15 protein-coding genes and 1 tRNA gene are annotated in these 16,829 nt (G+C 63.4%); 2 read left to right on the forward strand and 14 right to left on the reverse strand.

Going from position 1 to position 16,829, the window contains the following annotated elements:
- Window positions 1-112 precede the first annotated feature (112 nt).
- Together mrdA and rodA are read left to right on the forward strand one after the other, a co-directional pair.
- Entirely contained in the window at window positions 113-2,503 is a 2,391-nt protein-coding gene (gene mrdA / locus P3T22_RS16690) for a penicillin-binding protein 2 (protein WP_429325502.1), read from the forward strand.
- 10 nt (window positions 2,504-2,513) lie between these two features.
- The gene (gene rodA / locus P3T22_RS16695) at window positions 2,514-3,662 is read left to right on the forward strand and encodes a rod shape-determining protein RodA (protein WP_063494466.1); all 1,149 of its coding nucleotides are present in this window, start codon (window positions 2,514-2,516) and stop codon (window positions 3,660-3,662) included.
- A 188-nt stretch (window positions 3,663-3,850) separates the two neighbouring features.
- Here rodA and P3T22_RS16700 read toward each other — a convergent pair whose 3' ends face one another.
- The 14 genes from P3T22_RS16700 to def all read right to left on the reverse strand — a co-directional run bounded on the left by P3T22_RS16700 (window position 3,851) and on the right by def (window position 16,632).
- A complete protein-coding gene (locus tag P3T22_RS16700) occupies window positions 3,851-4,501 on the reverse strand; it encodes a tetratricopeptide repeat protein (protein WP_429325519.1) in 651 nt (216 codons plus the stop codon).
- A gap of 50 nt (window positions 4,502-4,551) precedes the next feature.
- Window positions 4,552-5,334, reverse strand: coding sequence for an HpcH/HpaI aldolase family protein (locus tag P3T22_RS16705; protein WP_063494464.1), 783 nt, complete (start codon window positions 5,332-5,334; stop codon window positions 4,552-4,554).
- A gap of 255 nt (window positions 5,335-5,589) precedes the next feature.
- Window positions 5,590-6,033 carry a 6-carboxytetrahydropterin synthase QueD gene (gene queD / locus P3T22_RS16710; RefSeq protein WP_093634683.1) on the reverse strand — a complete coding sequence of 148 codons (444 nt, stop codon included), beginning with the start codon at window positions 6,031-6,033 and terminating at the stop codon, window positions 5,590-5,592.
- A gap of 9 nt (window positions 6,034-6,042) precedes the next feature.
- Window positions 6,043-6,675, reverse strand: a complete 633-nt coding sequence (gene queE / locus P3T22_RS16715; protein ID WP_063494463.1) for a 7-carboxy-7-deazaguanine synthase — start codon at window positions 6,673-6,675, stop codon at window positions 6,043-6,045.
- A gap of 87 nt (window positions 6,676-6,762) precedes the next feature.
- Window positions 6,763-7,494 carry a 7-cyano-7-deazaguanine synthase QueC gene (gene queC, locus P3T22_RS16720; RefSeq protein ID WP_063494462.1) on the reverse strand — a complete coding sequence of 244 codons (732 nt, stop codon included), beginning with the start codon at window positions 7,492-7,494 and terminating at the stop codon, window positions 6,763-6,765.
- 439 nt (window positions 7,495-7,933) lie between these two features.
- Window positions 7,934-8,009, reverse strand: a tRNA-Phe gene (locus tag P3T22_RS16725).
- 96 nt (window positions 8,010-8,105) lie between these two features.
- The gene (gene esaR / locus P3T22_RS16730) at window positions 8,106-8,795 is read right to left on the reverse strand and encodes a response regulator transcription factor EsaR (protein WP_063494461.1); all 690 of its coding nucleotides are present in this window, start codon (window positions 8,793-8,795) and stop codon (window positions 8,106-8,108) included.
- Window positions 8,796-11,210 carry an ATP-binding protein gene (locus tag P3T22_RS16735; RefSeq protein WP_429325503.1) on the reverse strand — a complete coding sequence of 805 codons (2,415 nt, stop codon included), beginning with the start codon at window positions 11,208-11,210 and terminating at the stop codon, window positions 8,796-8,798.
- Window positions 11,200-11,799, reverse strand: coding sequence for a DUF4390 domain-containing protein (locus P3T22_RS16740; protein WP_063497777.1), 600 nt, complete (start codon window positions 11,797-11,799; stop codon window positions 11,200-11,202). The genes P3T22_RS16735 and P3T22_RS16740 overlap by 11 nt, the downstream gene beginning before the upstream one ends.
- Window positions 11,796-13,235, reverse strand: coding sequence for a 16S rRNA (cytosine(967)-C(5))-methyltransferase RsmB (gene rsmB / locus P3T22_RS16745; protein WP_429325504.1), 1,440 nt, complete (start codon window positions 13,233-13,235; stop codon window positions 11,796-11,798). Before rsmB ends, P3T22_RS16740 begins: the two co-directional genes overlap by 4 nt.
- Before the next feature lie 159 nt (window positions 13,236-13,394).
- Window positions 13,395-14,252, reverse strand: coding sequence for a zinc metalloprotease HtpX (htpX, locus tag P3T22_RS16750; RefSeq protein WP_429325505.1), 858 nt, complete (start codon window positions 14,250-14,252; stop codon window positions 13,395-13,397).
- A 103-nt stretch (window positions 14,253-14,355) separates the two neighbouring features.
- A complete protein-coding gene (locus P3T22_RS16755) occupies window positions 14,356-14,997 on the reverse strand; it encodes a LysE family translocator (RefSeq protein ID WP_063494457.1) in 642 nt (213 codons plus the stop codon).
- Between the two features lie 113 nt (window positions 14,998-15,110).
- Window positions 15,111-16,097 carry a methionyl-tRNA formyltransferase gene (fmt, locus tag P3T22_RS16760; RefSeq protein WP_429325506.1) on the reverse strand — a complete coding sequence of 329 codons (987 nt, stop codon included), beginning with the start codon at window positions 16,095-16,097 and terminating at the stop codon, window positions 15,111-15,113.
- A 31-nt stretch (window positions 16,098-16,128) separates the two neighbouring features.
- A complete protein-coding gene (gene def, locus P3T22_RS16765; protein WP_063494455.1) occupies window positions 16,129-16,632 on the reverse strand; it encodes a peptide deformylase in 504 nt (167 codons plus the stop codon).
- Between the last annotated feature and the right edge of the window lie 197 nt (window positions 16,633-16,829).

The raw sequence follows: 16,829 nt of genomic DNA on the forward strand, positions 1-16,829 counted from the left end.
TGGAACCCGGGTAGCCGGCCCGCTCGACGCGCATCGCTGTTCATGCCTCCCGGTTCCGGCCGGTTTGGGCGCACACTCATGATGGCTGTCACACGGCCTTTTGCAGAATCGCATGACCGAATTCAAGGACACTCAGCAACAGCTCTCGAAGTTCCGCCTGCGCGTCGCGGCGGCGGGCGTGTTCGTGTTCGTCTGCTTCGGGCTGATCGGTTTCCGTTTCCTGGTCCTGCAGGTCTGGCACTACAGCAAGTACTCGCTGCAAGCCGACGAAAACCGCATCTCGGTCGCACCGATCGTGCCGAACCGAGGCATCATCACCGACCGTAACGGCGTGGTGCTGGCCAAGAACTACTCGGCATATACGCTCGAAATCACGCCGTCGAAGCTGAACGACACGCTCGAAAACGTGATCGACAACCTGGCCAGCGTGGTCTCAATCGACGCACGCGACCGGCGCCGCTTCAAGAAGCTGCAGGAAGACTCGAAGAATTTCGAGAGCCTGCCGATCCGCACCCGCCTCACCGACGACGAAGTCGCGCGCTTCACCGCGCAACGCTTCCGCTTTCCGGGCGTGGAAGTGCGCGCGCGCCTGTTCCGCCAATATCCGCTCGGCCCGACCGCGGCACACGTGATCGGCTACATCGGCCGGATTTCGCAGCGCGATCAGGACCGCATCGACGACGCCAGCGATCAGAACGACAGCGATCCGGATCACTACGATCCGCGCCTCGACGCGAACAACTACAAGGGCACCGACTACATCGGCAAGATCGGCGTCGAGCAGAGCTACGAGACGGAGCTGCACGGCCAGACCGGTTTTGAGGAAGTCGAAGTAACCGCCGGTGGCCGGCCCGTGCGCACGCTGTCGCGCACCCAGGCAACGCCCGGCAATAACCTCGAGCTGTCGATCGATATCGGGCTGCAGCAGGTCGCCGAGCAGGCGTTTGCCGGCCGCCGCGGGGCGCTGGTCGCGATCGAACCGGCAACCGGCGACGTGCTCGCGTTCGTGTCGGCGCCGAGCTTCGATCCGAATTCGTTTGTCGACGGCATCGATCAGCAGACCTGGGACGAACTCAACAACTCGCCCGACCATCCGCTCCTGAACCGCCCGCTGCACGGCACCTACCCGCCAGGCTCGACCTACAAGCCGTTCATGGCGCTCGCCGCGCTGACGTTGCATAAGCGCACGCCAGGCTGGGGCTTTCAGGATCCGGGCTCGTACACGTTCGGCGGCCATACGTTCCGCAACGACGTGCGCTCCGGCCAGGGCTGGGTCGACATGAACCGCGCGATCGTGGTGTCGAACGACACGTATTTCTACATGCTCGCGCACGATCTCGGCGTCAACAACATTGCCAACTTCATGAAGCCGTGGGGCTTTGGCCAGATCACCGGGATCGACATTTCGGGCGAAGCGCGCGGCATCCTGCCGTCGACGGAATGGAAGCGCAAAGCGTACCGCAAGCCCGAACAGCAGCGCTGGTATGAAGGCGAAACGATCAGTCTCGGCATCGGCCAGGGCTATAACTCGTTCACCATCCTGCAACTTGCGCACGCCACGGCCACGCTCGCGAATAACGGCGTCGTGATGAAGCCGCACCTCGTGCGCGACATCGAAAATCCGATCACGAAGGAAACGCGCCCGGTCGTGCGCGATCCGAGCGACAAGATCGCCGTGAAGCAATCGGACATCGACATCATCAAGCGCGCAATGGAAGGCGTCGTGACCAACGGCACGGCGTCGAAGCTGTTCATCGGCGCACCGTATCAGGCGGCCGGCAAGACCGGTACGGCGCAGGTCTACTCGCTGCAAGGTGCGAACTACAAGGGCCACGCGATCGCCGAACATCTGCGCGACCACGCGCTCTTCATCGCCTTCGCACCTGCCGAGCAACCGAAGATCGCGCTCGCTCTGATCGTCGAAAACGGCGGCTGGGGTGCGGAAGCAGCGGGTCCGATCGCGCGCCGTGTGCTCGATTACTACCTGGTCGGCAAGGACAAGCCCGGCGCTCAAGCGGCGGCTGTCGCGGCAGCGGCCTCGGCGACCCAGGATGCCTCCGCGCCCGAGGTGGGTGACGCACCGGCGCCGCAGGACGCGCCGCAGCCCGTCAAGGTCGCCGCGGGCTTCACGGCACTGCCGATCCCGGGCGCCGCTTCGGCCGCGGCGGCTGCTTCCGCTGCGGCAGCTGCATCGACTTCGGCGGCTGCATCGACTTCGGCAGCTGCATCGACTTCGGCAGCTGCATCGACTTCGGCGGCTGCATCGGCGCCTGCGGCTGTGACATCGACTGCTGCGGCTGCTGCTTCCGCATCCGGCGCTTCGGCGGCCGTCGCCGCATCCGCGTCCGCTGCCGCAAAGATCCCGGCGCCGCGTAAATCCGGCGTCCCGCACAAACCCCACCCGAGCAGCGAGGCGGTGCCGACCGCCGCCGCTCCGCCGCGGGATGACAGCATTCAGCCTACGTCGCCACGCCAGCCGGTTTCCGGCGGCATCGACGAGTAAGGAGAAAGGCATGCAATTCGACAAGCGCGCCTGGCTCGACCGCATCAAGCGGATGTTCGTGGGCTTCGACCGGCCGCTCGCCCTGATCGTGTTTCTGCTGCTGTGCGTCGGCATCGTCACGCTATACAGCGCGACGCTGGACATGCCCGGCCGGGTGGAAGACCAACTGCGCAACATCATGCTGACGTTCGTGCTGATGTGGGCGCTGGCCAATGTGCCACCCACCACGCTGATGCGCTTCGCGGTCCCGCTCTATACGTTCGGGATCGCGTTATTGGTTGCGGTGGCGATGTTCGGCCTCACCCGCAAGGGTGCGAAGCGCTGGATCAACGTCGGCGTGGTGATCCAGCCGTCGGAGATTCTGAAGATCGCCACACCGCTGATGCTCGCCTGGTACTACCAGCGCCGCGAAGGCGTGATGCGCTGGTACGACTTTCTGGTCGGCTTCCTGATTCTGATTGTGCCGGTCGGTTTGATCGCCAAGCAGCCTGACCTTGGTACTGCCGTGCTGGTCTTTGCGGCCGGCCTCTTCGTGATTTACTTCGCGGGGCTGAGTTTCAAGCTGATCGTGCCGGTGCTGATTGCCGGTGTGATCGCGGTCGGCTCGATCGCCGCGTTCCAGGACAAGATCTGTCAGCCGGAAGTACAGTGGCCGCTGATGCACGATTATCAGAAGCACCGTATCTGCACGCTGCTCGATCCGACGTCCGATCCGCTCGGCAAAGGTTTCCACACCATTCAGGCGGTGATTGCAATCGGCTCGGGCGGCCCGCTCGGCAAAGGCTGGCTCAAGGGTACCCAGGCGCATCTGGAGTTCATCCCCGAGAAGCACACCGACTTCATCTTCGCGGTGTTTTCCGAGGAGTTCGGGCTCGCGGGCGGGATCGTGCTGCTCACGCTTTATATGCTGCTGATCGCGCGCGGTTTGTATATCGCGGCCAATGGGGCGACGCTGTTTGGGCGGCTGCTGGCCGGATCGCTGACGATGGCGTTCTTCACTTACGCGTTCGTCAACATCGGCATGGTGAGCGGGATCTTGCCGGTGGTGGGCGTGCCGTTGCCGTTCATGAGTTACGGCGGCACCGCGCTGACCACGCTGGGGGTCGCGATCGGCCTCATCATGAACGTCGCGCGACAGAAGCGGTTGATGCAGAGTTAGAGCAGGGTGGAGTTCAGGGCGCAGGGCACAAGGCGCAGACCGCGGAGCCAAAGGCAGCAGAAGCGAACGATGCAAAGCCGAATGACACAAAGTCGAAGCAGACCACAACTGGCCCGATAAACAAAAGGGGCGCACCGTCAGGAGCGCCCCTTTTTCATTTACTGCGGTTTCATTTACTGCAGTTTCATTTACTGCGGTTTCACTTCCTTCTGATCCCGCAATTGCGCGCTCAGTTGCTGATACTTGAGTTTCGCCGCCGGATCGCCCTGTGCCGCCGCTGCCGCGTAATACGCGCGCGCTACGTTCAGGTTCTTGTCCACGCCGTCGCCACCGCGCTCGTAGAACGAGCCGGTCACGTACTGCGCAGTCATGTCGCCACCTTGCGCGGCCTTCTTGTACCAGATGAACGCCTGCTGGTTATCGCGAGCCGTGCCACGGCCATCAAGGAACTGGTTGGCCAGCGCGAGTTCCGCCTGCACGTGCCCCTGCTGCGCGGCCTTCAGAAACCAACGATGTGCCTCGACCGGATCACGCCCGACGAACTCGCCGTCGTCGTACATCTTGCCGTACACGTATTGCGCGTGCGACATGTTGGCGTCGGCGGCTTTGCGCAGCCACTTCTTGCCTTCGTCGACATTGGCGGTGGTGCCTTCGCCGTTGAGCAGCATCATCGCGTAGTTGAACTCGGCAAGCCGGTTGCCGCGCTCCGCCGCTTTGCGGAATTCGGCAAGCGCCGCGCCCAGATTGCCGGCGTTGTAATCGGCGACCGCATTTTGCGTCTCCGGATCGTTCGACTTCGCGACACGGTTGTCCTGCGCATACGCCGTCAAACTCGCCATCAACGCCGCTGTGACCGCCAAACGCACCGCGACGCACTGCACCTTCCCCATCATGTCCTCACCTCCTGCAACGCCTGGCGGGTCGCGCGCAACATCCACATGACGTCGGCGGCCAGAGCGATAAAACGAAAACCTGCATCGCGATGCTGCTTTGCGCTCGCGACATCCATGGCAAAAATTCCGGAGGCGATACCGGCCTTATCGGCGGCGCCGACAATGCGCGCCATTGCCGCCTGCACGTCGGCATGCTTCGAATCGCCGAGGTGGCCGAGGCTCGCGGCGAGATCAGCCGGTCCGACGAACAGGCAATCGACGCCGGGCGTCGCCGCGATCTTCTCAACTTCCTGCAAGCCGCGCGCCGACTCGATCTGCACGATGGTCGCGATCTGCGCGTTGGCGGTCTGCACGTAGTCGCGCCGCATGCCGTACGAAGCCGCCCGCACCGCGCCGGCGACGCCGCGCTGACCGTCGAGCGCCTCGGCGGTCGGATACTGCGTCAGACGCACTGCCCGTGCCGCCTCGTCCGCGCTTTCGATGTTTGGGAACATCAGCGTCCGTGCGCCGGCGTCGAGTACGCGCTTGACGAGCCACGCCTCGCTGGCGGGCACGCGCACGACAGGCTCGCTCGGCAGATGCGCGGCGGCGATCGCGCGCAATTGCGACGTGACGTCGCCGCTATCGTTCGGCGCATGCTCCATGTCGATCAGCAGCCAGTCGAAACCGGCATGCGCAAGCGCCTCGGCTGCAGAATCGCTGCCGAGCGAAAGCCACAGGCCGAACAGCGGATCGGCTTCTTTCAGACGTTGCTTGAGGGGATTCGTGAAGGTGCTCATTGCCGCGCTCCCTGGCGACGGGATATATCGCCTGAAACACGGGTGAGGATTCTGGCGTGGCGGAATTGACCCGCGCCTGGGCTGTTCCGGCCTGAATGCCTGCTGAAACGTAATGCGGTGACCGGCATGTCTCGCTCCGTGTGGTTATCGGAGCGATCATACCGTGACAATAACGCGGAGGTTGAGCCGCGGAGGTTGAGCCGTGAGGTTGGGCCGTGAGGTTGGGCCGTGAGGTTGGGCCGCGCGGCCCCGGGTTTAATCGCGGACCACGTCGGCCCAGCAGTTCGGCGTCTCGAACAGACGCACCTTATGCAAACGCAGATTCACACCGTAATGCGCATCGTAGACATTCGCGAGAATATCGAACGCGACGGCCGCGAGATTTTCAACGGTGGGAATGCGATCGAGTACGACCGTCTTGTGCCCCGCCATGGTTTCCAGAAAACCGCGCACCTGCGTGTCGCCTTCGTAGACGAGGAACGCATGGTCCCACTTGTCGACCAGATGTTCGACCGCGAGCGACTTCACGTCGGCGAAGTCCATCACCATGCCGCGATCCGGCGCGCCTTCAGTGTCGACCAGGTCGCCTTGCAGCGTGATTTCGAGCACATAGCGATGGCCGTGCAGATTACGGCACTGGCTGCGGTGATCGGGGATGCGGTGACCCGCGTCGAATTCGAGTTTTCGTGTAATCGTCAGCACGGCAAATCAGGGAATATTCAGATACTTGTGGGTCTGCATCGACAGGCGCCATTGCGGATGGCGTTTGCACCAGTCGATCGCGAGCTTGGTGTTGAGCTCGCGCGACGGGCCGTCCATCGGCTGGACGAGGAAATACTCGAAGTCGAGCTTCGCATACTCGGACAAACGCTGGTTGTCCTGCGGAATCACGACCTTCAGTTCGTTGCCCTTGGTGACGACGAGCGGTGCGTCGGCCTTCGGGCTCACGCAGATCCAGTCGATCGTCTCGAGCACCGGCAGCGAGCCGTTGGTTTCGATGGCGATTTCGAAGCCGGCGGCATGCAGCGCATCGACAAACGGCTGATCGATCTGCAACATCGGCTCACCGCCCGTGCAAACCACAAAGCGCTCGCCCTCGCCTTCCGGCCATTGCGACGCGATCATCTGCACCAGCTCTTCGGGCGTACGGTACTTGCCGCCGTTCTCGCCGTCAGTCCCGACAAAGTCCGTATCGCAGAACTGGCAGACAGCTTCCGCGCGATCTTCTTCGCGGCCCGACCACAGATTGCAGCCGGCGAACCGGCAGAACACGGCCGGACGCCCGGCATTCGCGCCCTCGCCCTGCAATGTGTAGAAGATTTCCTTGACCGCGTAAGTCATGCTGCTTTCTGCCTTGTGTTCCTGAAGATAATTGCCTGTGCTGCGCCCGTTCGCACGGTGCCCCTGCGTAAAACTGTCGTGAGACCGTCAGACCGGCTCGGTCACCTTCTCGCCGGCCAGATACGCTTCATAACCCCGCTTGCGCAAGCGGCACGCCGGACATTCGCCGCAGCCGAAGCCCCATGCGTGCAGCTCGGCACGCTCGCCAACATAGCAAGTATGCGTCTCGACGCGCACCAGTTCCACGAGTTCGTCGCCGCCCAGCTCGTGCGCGAGACGCCATGTGTCAGCCTTGTCGAGCCACATCAGCGGCGTTTCGAGCAGGAAGCGCGTGTCCATGCCGAGGTTCAGCGCGACCTGCAATGCCTTCATCGTGTCATCGCGACAATCGGGGTAGCCCGAGAAGTCCGTCTCGCACATCCCGCCCACCAGCACCTGCAAACCACGCCGATACGCGATGGCCGCAGCGATCGTCATGAACATCAGATTGCGGCCCGGCACGAACGTATTCGGCAAACCGTTCGCGGTGGCGTGAATCTCGATTTCGCGCGTCATCGCGGTATCGCTAATCGAGCCGAGCACCGACAAATCGATCATGTGATCTTCGCCGAGGCGGTCGGCCCAGGCAGGAAACGCCCGCGTCACCGCGTTACGAAACCCTTCGCGGCATTCGAGTTCGACTCGGTGCCGCTGGCCATAATCGAAGCCCAGCGTCTCGACCGTTTCATAACGTTCGAGCGCCCAGGCGAGGCATGTGGCGGAATCCTGGCCGCCGGAAAACAGCACCAGAGCGCTACGTTTAGCGTCTTTGCGGATCACCGTGAAACTCCGTGAATGATGAGTGCCACGTCGCGCTGCGCGAGGTGCGCCATGCAAGCAACGCGACGCGACGCGTGCCGGCACTGCTGCCGGCCCAAACCAGTATAGGCCGCGCCTTCCGCATGCAGAGTCGCTGGGCGCTTATACCGTTAATCGTCGGGCGAAGGGTTCGGCACCTGTCGCGGCCTTGCCGTGTTGCGGCAGAGTGCGCAAAAGGCCCAGCTTCAGGATGCGAAAAGACGTGTTTGGTGCGGTAGTGCGCCAATGGCGCGCTCGCATGCAAGTCCTTGAACTGGCGCGATTTTATCACGTGATGCCCAATGCCGCCGAGCACGCCCCACAGCAGCGGCAAGCAAGCCACGCCGCCACGGATGCCCGCCGGAAACGAGGCAAAAAAGGAAAAGCCCCAGGAATCTTGCGATTTCCTGGGGCTGAATCCTGGTGGCCTGGGACGGAATCGAACCATCGACACGCGGATTTTCAATCCGCTGCTCTACCAACTGAGCTACCGGGCCAACGAAGAACGAAATGATATCAAAGGGTCAGCAGCACGGCAAGCCCCTTCTCGAAAAAATCTGCCGGGCCCGAACCTGCACGCGTTGCACTGCCGTTCACTCTCCTTTGTTTTTACCGAGATCGACACCGAGCTGCTTGAGCTTGCGATACAAGTGTGTGCGCTCGAGGCCAGTCTTTTCCGCGACGCGCGTCATGCTGCCATTCTCGCGCGCAAGGTGATATTCGAAGTAAGCGCGCTCGAATGCATCGCGCGCGTCGCGTAACGGGATGTCGAACGAGATCGACGCCGTTTGCGCGGCCAGCGCGCCGCTGCCCATGCCATCCGACGACAGCATCGGCAACGCAGCCGCCGATGCCACCGCCGAAGCGCTGACCGGCAGCGCCGGCTTGGCGACCGCGCCGCCCGGCGCACCTGCCGCATTGCCGCGGGCAAGCCCTTGCTCGACCGCCTTCAGCAGCTTCTGCAACGCAATCGGCTTCTCGAGGAAATTGAGCGCGCCGATCTTGGTCGCTTCAACCGCCGTATCGATGGTTGCGTGACCGGACATCATGATCACCGGCATGGTCAACTGCCCTTGCGCGGCCCATTCCTTCAGCAAGGTCACACCGTCGGTATCGGGCATCCAGATGTCGAGCAGCACCAGGTCCGGCGCCTGGCGCAAGCGGAAATCGCGCGCTTCCTGCGCATTTTCCGCCGCCTCCACGACATGCCCCTCGTCGCTCAGGATCTCCGAGAGCAATTCCCGGATGCCCATTTCATCATCTACCACCAGGATGGTTGCCATTTACGCTGCCCTTGTCTGCACTGCTGCTTTTGTCGTTCCCTGCGACGCATTGCCATGCGCCGGTCGCGGCCCTGTTCCAGGTGCCGTGGCATCGTCTGCCAGTTGGAGGAAGAGGATCGAAATCTGCGCACCTTCGATCACATCGCCCGCTTTCATGCGGTTGCGAATGTCGATGCGCGCACCGTGTTCGTCGACGATCTTCTTGACCATCGCAAGACCGAGACCCGTACCTTTGGCCTTGGTCGTCACGTAAGGTTCGAAGGCACGTGTGAGGATACGCGCGGGGAAGCCCGCTCCGTTATCCGACACTGTCAAACGCACCGCGACGTGTACCTTGCCTTCCGCGTCGGGGTCTCCGTATTCTACTGTCCTCGTCTCGAGCAACACACGCGGTTGTTCGACGTCGGCCACGGCATCCTGCGCATTCTGCAGCAGGTTGTGAATCACCTGTCGCAATTGTGTCGCGTCGCCGCGAATCGCCGGCAGATCCGCGAGCTCCACCTGAATCGCACCCTTGCCTTCTTCGATACCGTACAGCGTCAGCACTTCGCTGACCAGTTCGTTCAGTTGCAGATGCGCGAGCACCGCCGGCGGTGTGCGCGCATAGTCGCGGAAATTGTCGACCATCTGCTTCATCGCCGCGACCTGGTTGACGATCGTGGTTGCGCCGCGCTTCAGCACATCGGCGTCCGATGGCGAGAGCTTGTCGGCGAGCTTCATCTGCAAACGCTCGGCGGAGAGCTGGATCGGCGTGAGCGGATTCTTGATCTCGTGCGCGAGACGCCGCGCCACTTCGCCCCAGGCGATCGAACGCTGCGCGGAGATCACATCCGAAATATCGTCGAACACGACCACATAGCCGGAGGTCTGCATGTCTTCCGCGTCGCGGTCAGTGGCGGACACAAGGCGCGCGCCGCGCACGAGCAAGGTGAGCGGCTCGGTTTCGCCCGCCACCTGCACCGAAAATTGCTGTTGCCAGTGGCCGCGGTCGTCGTGACCGTCGCCGCTCGCAGCTTCGCGATCGGCAAACGCCTTGCGCACCATCCCGCCGAATTCGCTCAACACGCCGATCTGCTCGAGCGCCGAACTCAGCACTTCCTGGAACTGCTGACGGAAAATCCGCTCAGCGCCGCGGTTCGCCGTGGTGAGGCGGAACTGCCGGTCGAACACGAACACGCCCGCGGTCAGGTTCGCGAGAATACTTTCCAGATAGGCCTTGGAATGCTCGAGCGCGATGCGGTTGTTCTCGACCGCCGCGCGCGCTTCGGACAGCTGCCGCGTCATCGCGTTGAACGACTGCGTGAGAAAGCCCAGTTCGTCGCGCGATTTGATTTCGCGCTTCGGCGTGTAGTCGCCCTCGGTCACTTCCTTGGTGCCCTGTGCGAGCAGGAACAACGGCCGCGCAAGCTGATTGCCGAGCGCGAGCGCCAGCATCATTGCGATGAAGGTGGCGAGGAACAGCGCGAGCGTCAGCGTGCCGATGTACATCTTGCGCAAGCCGGTGCGGCCCAGCGCTTTTTCCTGATACTCGCGATAGGCCCGCTGCACCGCGTCGGCATTACGCGCGAGCGTCGGCGACACCGGCTGCGTGAGTTGCAGGAAGCGTTCGGTGGGCTGCAGCAACGATGCGTTCGCATCGGGAATGCGCTGCACGATGCGCAGTCGCAGCGCACCCTTGCTGCCATGCGCGTGCGGATCGCCGTCGAGTTCGCCTTCGATTGCTGCGTAACCGCGGCCGCGCGCCTGATCGATCATCAGCGGCGTGGGCAAGTCGTTCGGCAGGAGCGTCGCGTAATTGCCGGACGCCTGCGCGACCACGTGCATATCCGGCGTCGCGCCCGACATGCTGCGTGTCGGTTCGACGATCGTCGCGTCCTGCACGCCGAACTGGTCGCGCAAGCGCAGAAGCGTGAGCGTCGTGCCGGCGGCATCCGCGCTTGCGATCTGCTCGGACATCAAGCGGCCCTTGGTCTGCAGATCGGACAGCGAGGCGTCGAGCATGCCGCGGCCCAAATTCAGGCCCGAGGTCAACGCGGTTTCGACGTTCACGTCGAACCACGATTCGATACTGCGCGACACGAACTGGTACGAGACGACGTAAATGATGCCGCCCGGCACCACGCCGACCAGCGCCATGAAGAACGCGAGTTTCGCTAGCAGCCGCGTGCCGAACTTACCTTTTTTCAGCCGCGCGATGATGATGATGACGAGCGTCGCCACCACCAGCAAAAAGATCATCGCGACCACGAGGTTGGCCGCATACAGCCACTGGTAATAGCGGTCGAAGAATTCGGTATTCGCGCTCGCGGCTGCAAGCAGCACGAGCAGCAACACGGCCGTGACGGCGACCGTGGACACCAGCACGCGCACGACGATGCTGCTGACGCTGGTGGCGCGGCGCACTCTATTTAGCACGTTCGGTCACCGTGAAGGTAAAGCGCTTCCACTCTGACGATAGGCTCCAGTCGCGGTTGTTCACCGCATCGATCTGAAACGGCTTGGGCATCAGCGCGATGTCGAGTTGCATGCGCACCGACGCGTTGTACGTCTCCCCGGCATGCACCTGATTGCGATCGATCACATGCCACGACGTGATGTGCTTGATCACCGCGAGTGCTTCCTTCAGCGTCGTGCAGCCGAGCTGCAAGCCACCCGACGACACGCTCGACACACGGTACTCACGCGTGAGCGGCTGGAACGACAGGCGAATGCTCTGCGACACGCTGACCGGCTGCTCATCGAACCAGTACCAGCGTGGCCGGCTCAGTTCGAAGTCGGTCGTGAAGTACAGCGGAATGCCCTTGTTGACGGCATCTTCGAGATTGCTATTCAGGTCGAAGTCGAAACGCGCGTCGAGGTTCCAGCCGGTGTTGTCCGATTGCAGCGAGGCGCGCTGCACCGCGATCGAATCGGCGTGCGCCGCGCCCGGTACGGCGAGCCATACGGCCAGCACGATCCAGAGCACGGCAGCGAGCCGAAGCGGGAAAAAACGTTTGATGGTCACCGTTTCTGAAAGCGCGCGTAGAAAAATCCGTCGTGGTCTGAGTTCGAGCCGGTGCTATCTTCAGCGGCATGTCCGGCATGGGAACCGGCCGATGTGTCGGCGGGCGCGCGGGCAACTGAGGGTAAAAGTTGCCCCGGCGCGCCCAATCGTACCGCATCCTGATACTTGTTTCCAAACCACTGCGCTTGCAACTCGCCTTCTTCGGGGAAGATCGAACACGTAACGTAGAGCAACTCGCCGCCGGGCTTCACGAGCGGCCATAGCGCGTCGAGAATGCGGCGCTGCTCGGCGACCAGGGCGGGAATATCCGACGCGCGACGCAACCAGCGAATATCCGGATGACGCCGCACGATGCCCGAGGCCGAACACGGCACGTCCGCCAGAATGCGGTCGAACGGCTGGTCGATGTCGTCATGCCATTTTGCGGGCGCACCCGCGTCGCCAATACGCACTTCCGCTTCGAGCTTGAGGCGCTGCAGGTTTTCACCGATGCGGCGCGCGCGCGACGCGTCGCTTTCGAGCGCCACGAGCTGCAGGTTGGCGAGTTCGAGCAGGTGGCCGGTTTTGCCGCCAGGCGCCGCGCACGCGTCGAGCACGCGCATGCCGTCGCGCACGCCGAGCAGTTGCGCGGCGAGCTGCGCGCCGGCGTCCTGTACGGACACCACGCCGTCGTCGAAGCCGGGGATCCGGTCGACCGGCATCGGCGTGACGAGTTTGACGGCGTACTCGCCGGCTCGGCTCGCGGGGATGTGACGGTCTTGTAGCACCTGCAGATAGGCATCGACCGTCGAGCGGCGTGCGTTCACTCGCAGCGTCAGCGGACCTTGCGTATTGCCGGACGCGAGCACCGCTTGCCATGCGTCGGGCCACGCGCCTTTGACCGCATCGATCCACCACGCCGGGTAGTTCCAACGCGCGACTTCGTCGGCTTGCGCGGCGCTCAGCAGGGCCTCACGCTCGCGCAGGAAATTGCGCAGGACGGCATTGACGAGACCCTTTGCAAACGCGAATTCACGGCGCGCTGCGATTGCGCTCACCGCCTGATCGACGACCGTGAACGGCGCATAAGCGGCGTTCGCTTCGTCGTCGATGAGCAAGGCGAGCGCGCAGGCGAGCACATGACCGACGTGCGGCGGCGGGGCCTTCTTCACCAGCCTGGCGATCAGCCACTCGGCGGTCGCCAGACGCCGCATGGTGCGATACGCGATGTCCTGCACGGCACCGCGCGCAGCGGCGGCGCCGCCTTCAGGCGCGGATACGAATACGGATTGCAGCGCGGCCGGCAAGGCCGCACCGAGGCGCACGGCGCCGACGGCCTGGCCCGCGCAGTCGAGCGCAAAGCCGAGCGATTCGGGCGCGAGATGCAGCATCGACAGACGGGACTCGCGCGGACGCGCCGATGGAGTAGCAGAACGCGAAGAAGGCTTTGGAGTCATGAAAGAGGCAAAAGCAGGCCGCGCGGTGCGCGCGACGCAAACAGCACACATTGTAGCGTGGCGCGGGGCGAGAGCCGCCGAGGGCGGACCGGCGGTGGTGCTCGAACAAAAAAGGCGAGTCCGCAAACTCGCCTCTCGTCACGCTGGCTCAGTGCACCGCTACTCGAAGCGCCCCGTGCGCGCCATCTCCATCAAACGCGCAATGCGCTCCTCGGTGGCCGGGTGCGTCGAGAACAGATTCGCGATGCCGCCGCCCGACAGCGGATTCATGATCATCATCTGCGCGGTGGCCGGATGCTGCTCGGCGGCAGGGAACGGAATACCGCTCGCGTAGCGATGGATCTTGTCGAGCGCCGCGGCGAGCGCCTGCGGATCGCCGGAAATCTGCGCGCCGCCACGATCGGCTTCGAATTCACGGGCACGCGAGATCGCCATCTGAATCAGCGCACCGGCAATCGGCGCGAGCAACGCAACAGCGATGCCCGCGATCGGGTTCGTGGGACGGCCGTTTTCGTCGCGGCTGCCGAAGAACATCGCGAAGTTCGCCAGTGCGGAAATGGCGCCCGCCATGGTCGCCGAAACCGTGGAGATCAGGATGTCGCGGTGCTTCACGTGCGCCAGTTCGTGCGCCATCACGCCGCGCATTTCGCGCTCGGACAGCACGCGCAAGATGCCGGTGGTGGCGGCGACGGCCGCATGCTCCGGATTGCGGCCGGTAGCGAACGCGTTCGGCGCGTCTTCGTTGATCAGGTAGACGCGCGGCATCGGCAGATTGGCGCGGGTGGCGAGTTCGCGCACCATGCGGTAGAACTGCGGCGCACTGTTTTCGTCGACTTCCTGCGCGTTGTACATGCGCAGGACCATCTTGTCCGAGAACCAGTACGAAAAGAAATTCATCCCAAGCGCGATCACGAGCGCGATCGTCATGCCGCGCGACCCGCCGATCATCCCGCCGATCACGATGAAAAGGGCCGTGATCGCGGCCATCAACATCGCGGTTTTGACCCAATTGAACATGTCTGCAACTCCTTGCCCTAACGCGGGTTCATATCTGCGCCGCACGATCGCGGCGGCCGATTGTAAGCGAAATGTTAGATATGGGCGCGTGAGGAAAATTCAATCATCTTGATGCGGTGGCGAGCTTGATGCCCAAGCCGACAAACGCGCTGCCGACGCCGCGGTCCAGCCACTTCTTCACCGACGGCTTGCCGGAGAAACGGCGGGTCACGCTGCCGGCAATCCACGCGACAAAACTGTTCCAGATCATGCTCATCACGACGAACACCACGCCGAGCGTAAGGAACGCCAGCGCCTTATGGTCACTGCCCGTTGTGACGAATTGCGGAAAGAACGACACGAAGAACAGCACGACCTTGGGGTTCAGCACATTGGTCCAGAAGCCTTGCAGGAACAATTGACGCAACGATTTCGGCGCGCCGGCCGCGCGCGCTTCGCCCACCGCCTGGTCTACCTCCGGCTTGGCGAAAATCAGGCGCACGCCGAGATAGATCAGATAAATGGCGCCGACGAACTTGATGACCGTGAACGCAGCGGCCGAAGCGGCCAGCAGCGCCGTCAAGCCGAACGCGCAAGCAAGCGAATGAACGCAGCAACCGGCGGAGATGCCGAGCGCGGACATCAGGCCTGCGCCCCGGCCCTGAGCGACGCTGCGCCCGACGATGTAAGCCGTGTCGGGACCGGGCGTCACGTTCAGCAGAAAGACCGCGACGACAAAAAACTCGAAATGGGTGATGCCAAACATGGGGATCCTCTAAACGCGGGCCGTTGCATGGAGGATTCTAACGCGCCGCAGGCTTGCGGCGGGACCCTTGAACACCGTCCGAACGGACGATGTTCAAGGGTTGCGCAAGGCGGTTATTTGGCTTCGGGAAGCTGGAAACGCTGACCCGCGGCCAGCGCCGCGCCGGCCAGGAATTCGCGCACCGGCAAGCGCTTGCCGCCGGGTTTTTGCAGTTGAGTGAGACGCAAAGCGCCGTCACCACAGGCAACCACGACGCCTTCGGGGGAGACGTCGGCGACCGTGCCGGGCGTGCCGCTGCCTTGCGCCTCGACCGGGACCGCCGCCCAGATTTTGATCGACGTGCCGTCTTCCAGCGTGCCCACGCCACCGGGGAACGGGTCGAACGCGCGCACCTGGCGCGCCAGAACTGCGGCCGGCTTGCGCCAGTCAAGCGCAGCCTCGTGCTTGCCGATCTTTTCCGCGTAAGTCACGCCGTCCGCCGGTTGCGGCGTTGCCGCCAGCTTGCCGCTGCGCTCGAGTTCGATCAGCGCTTCGACGATCAGCCTCGCACCGTCTTGTGCGAGACGGTCGTGGAGGGTGGCCGTGGTGTCGTCGGCGGAAATCGGTGTGCGTGCTTCGGAGATCATCGCGCCGGTGTCGAGGCCGACGTCCATCTGCATCAACGTGATGCCGGTTTCAGCGTCGCCCGCCTCGATCGCGCGGTGGATCGGCGCGGCGCCGCGCCAGCGCGGCAACAGCGATGCGTGAATGTTGATGCAGCCCAGCCGCGGAATATCGAGCACCTCCTGCGGCAGGATCAGACCATAGGCAGCCACCACCATCACGTCGTGGGGCGTGGCGCGCAACTGGTCGATCGCAGCTACGGCTTCAGCAGGATATTTGCCGGTGCGGCGCAGCGAAGGCGGCTGCGCCACGGCAAGCTCATGCTCCTGTGCGTAGCGCTTTACCGGACTTGCCTGCAGTTTCATCCCGCGTCCCGCAGGCCGGTCGGGCTGGGTCAGCACGAGCGGCACCGGAAAACCGGTACTGTGGATCGCGGCCAGCGCGGCCGCGGCGAACTCCGGCGTACCGGCGAAGATGACGCGCAACGAATGACTCATGAAGGGGGGCGGTAGGCGAGGTGGACGCGCATTACATCGCGTGGGCGAGCTTCTTCATCTTGCTCTTGATGCGCGTCTGCTTCAGCGACGACAGGTACTCGACGAACACGCGGCCCATCAGGTGATCCATTTCGTGCTGAATGCACACGGCCAGCAACCCTTCGCAATCCAGCTCGAAGGTTTCGCCCTTCTCGTTCAGCGCCCGCACGCGCACTTTCTCGGCGCGCTCGACATTGTCGTAAATGCCCGGCACCGAGAGGCAGCCCTCTTCCGACACCTCCTTCTCGTCGCTCGACCAGATGATTTCCGGGTTGATGAAAGCGAGCAGTTCGTCGTGCGTTTCCGACACGTCGATCACGACCACGCGTTCATGCACGTCCACCTGGGTCGCCGCGAGGCCGACGCCGGGCGCGGCATACATCGTTTCGGCCATGTCGGCGACGAGCCGGCGGATACGGTCGTTGACCACTTCGACCGGCTTCGCAATCTTGTGCAGCCGCTTGTCCGGGTAATTGAGAATGTTCAGTAAAGCCATGATCTTGAGTGTGTTTTGTAGGCGCCGCTGACCGGTGGAAGGCTAGCGTTGGCCATTCGGCCAGGTTGTGGGCGCATCGCGTTACGCAGACGATAGAGGGTGTCGAACCGGTTCGATTCGACGCGCCACGTGCGCTAAACGACGAGCCCGCGCGGGTGGGCGCGGCGCTGCGGTTATTTCGGATGATGAAAATTTTA

It is taken from the genome of Paraburkholderia sp. GAS348, assembly GCF_050434205.1.
Taxonomy (GTDB): Bacteria; Pseudomonadota; Gammaproteobacteria; order Burkholderiales; family Burkholderiaceae; genus Paraburkholderia.

Excerpts from the sequence above, each read along its gene's own strand:
- mrdA (WP_429325502.1), top strand. The coding sequence starts at position 113 with ATGACCGAATTCAAGGACACTCAGCAACAGCTCTCGAAGTTCCGCCTG.
- rodA (WP_063494466.1), top strand. The coding sequence starts at position 2,514 with ATGCAATTCGACAAGCGCGCCTGGCTCGACCGCATCAAGCGGATGTTC.
- P3T22_RS16700 (WP_429325519.1), bottom strand. The coding sequence starts at position 4,501 with ATGGCGAGTTTGACGGCGTATGCGCAGGACAACCGTGTCGCGAAGTCG.
- P3T22_RS16705 (WP_063494464.1), bottom strand. The coding sequence starts at position 5,334 with ATGAGCACCTTCACGAATCCCCTCAAGCAACGTCTGAAAGAAGCCGAT.
- queE (WP_063494463.1), bottom strand. The coding sequence starts at position 6,675 with ATGACTTACGCGGTCAAGGAAATCTTCTACACATTGCAGGGCGAGGGC.
- esaR (WP_063494461.1), bottom strand. The coding sequence starts at position 8,795 with ATGGCAACCATCCTGGTGGTAGATGATGAAATGGGCATCCGGGAATTG.
- rsmB (WP_429325504.1), bottom strand. The coding sequence starts at position 13,235 with ATGACTCCAAAGCCTTCTTCGCGTTCTGCTACTCCATCGGCGCGTCCG.
- htpX (WP_429325505.1), bottom strand. The coding sequence starts at position 14,252 with ATGTTCAATTGGGTCAAAACCGCGATGTTGATGGCCGCGATCACGGCC.
- P3T22_RS16755 (WP_063494457.1), bottom strand. The coding sequence starts at position 14,997 with ATGTTTGGCATCACCCATTTCGAGTTTTTTGTCGTCGCGGTCTTTCTG.
- fmt (WP_429325506.1), bottom strand. The coding sequence starts at position 16,097 with ATGAGTCATTCGTTGCGCGTCATCTTCGCCGGTACGCCGGAGTTCGCC.
- def (WP_063494455.1), bottom strand. The coding sequence starts at position 16,632 with ATGGCTTTACTGAACATTCTCAATTACCCGGACAAGCGGCTGCACAAG.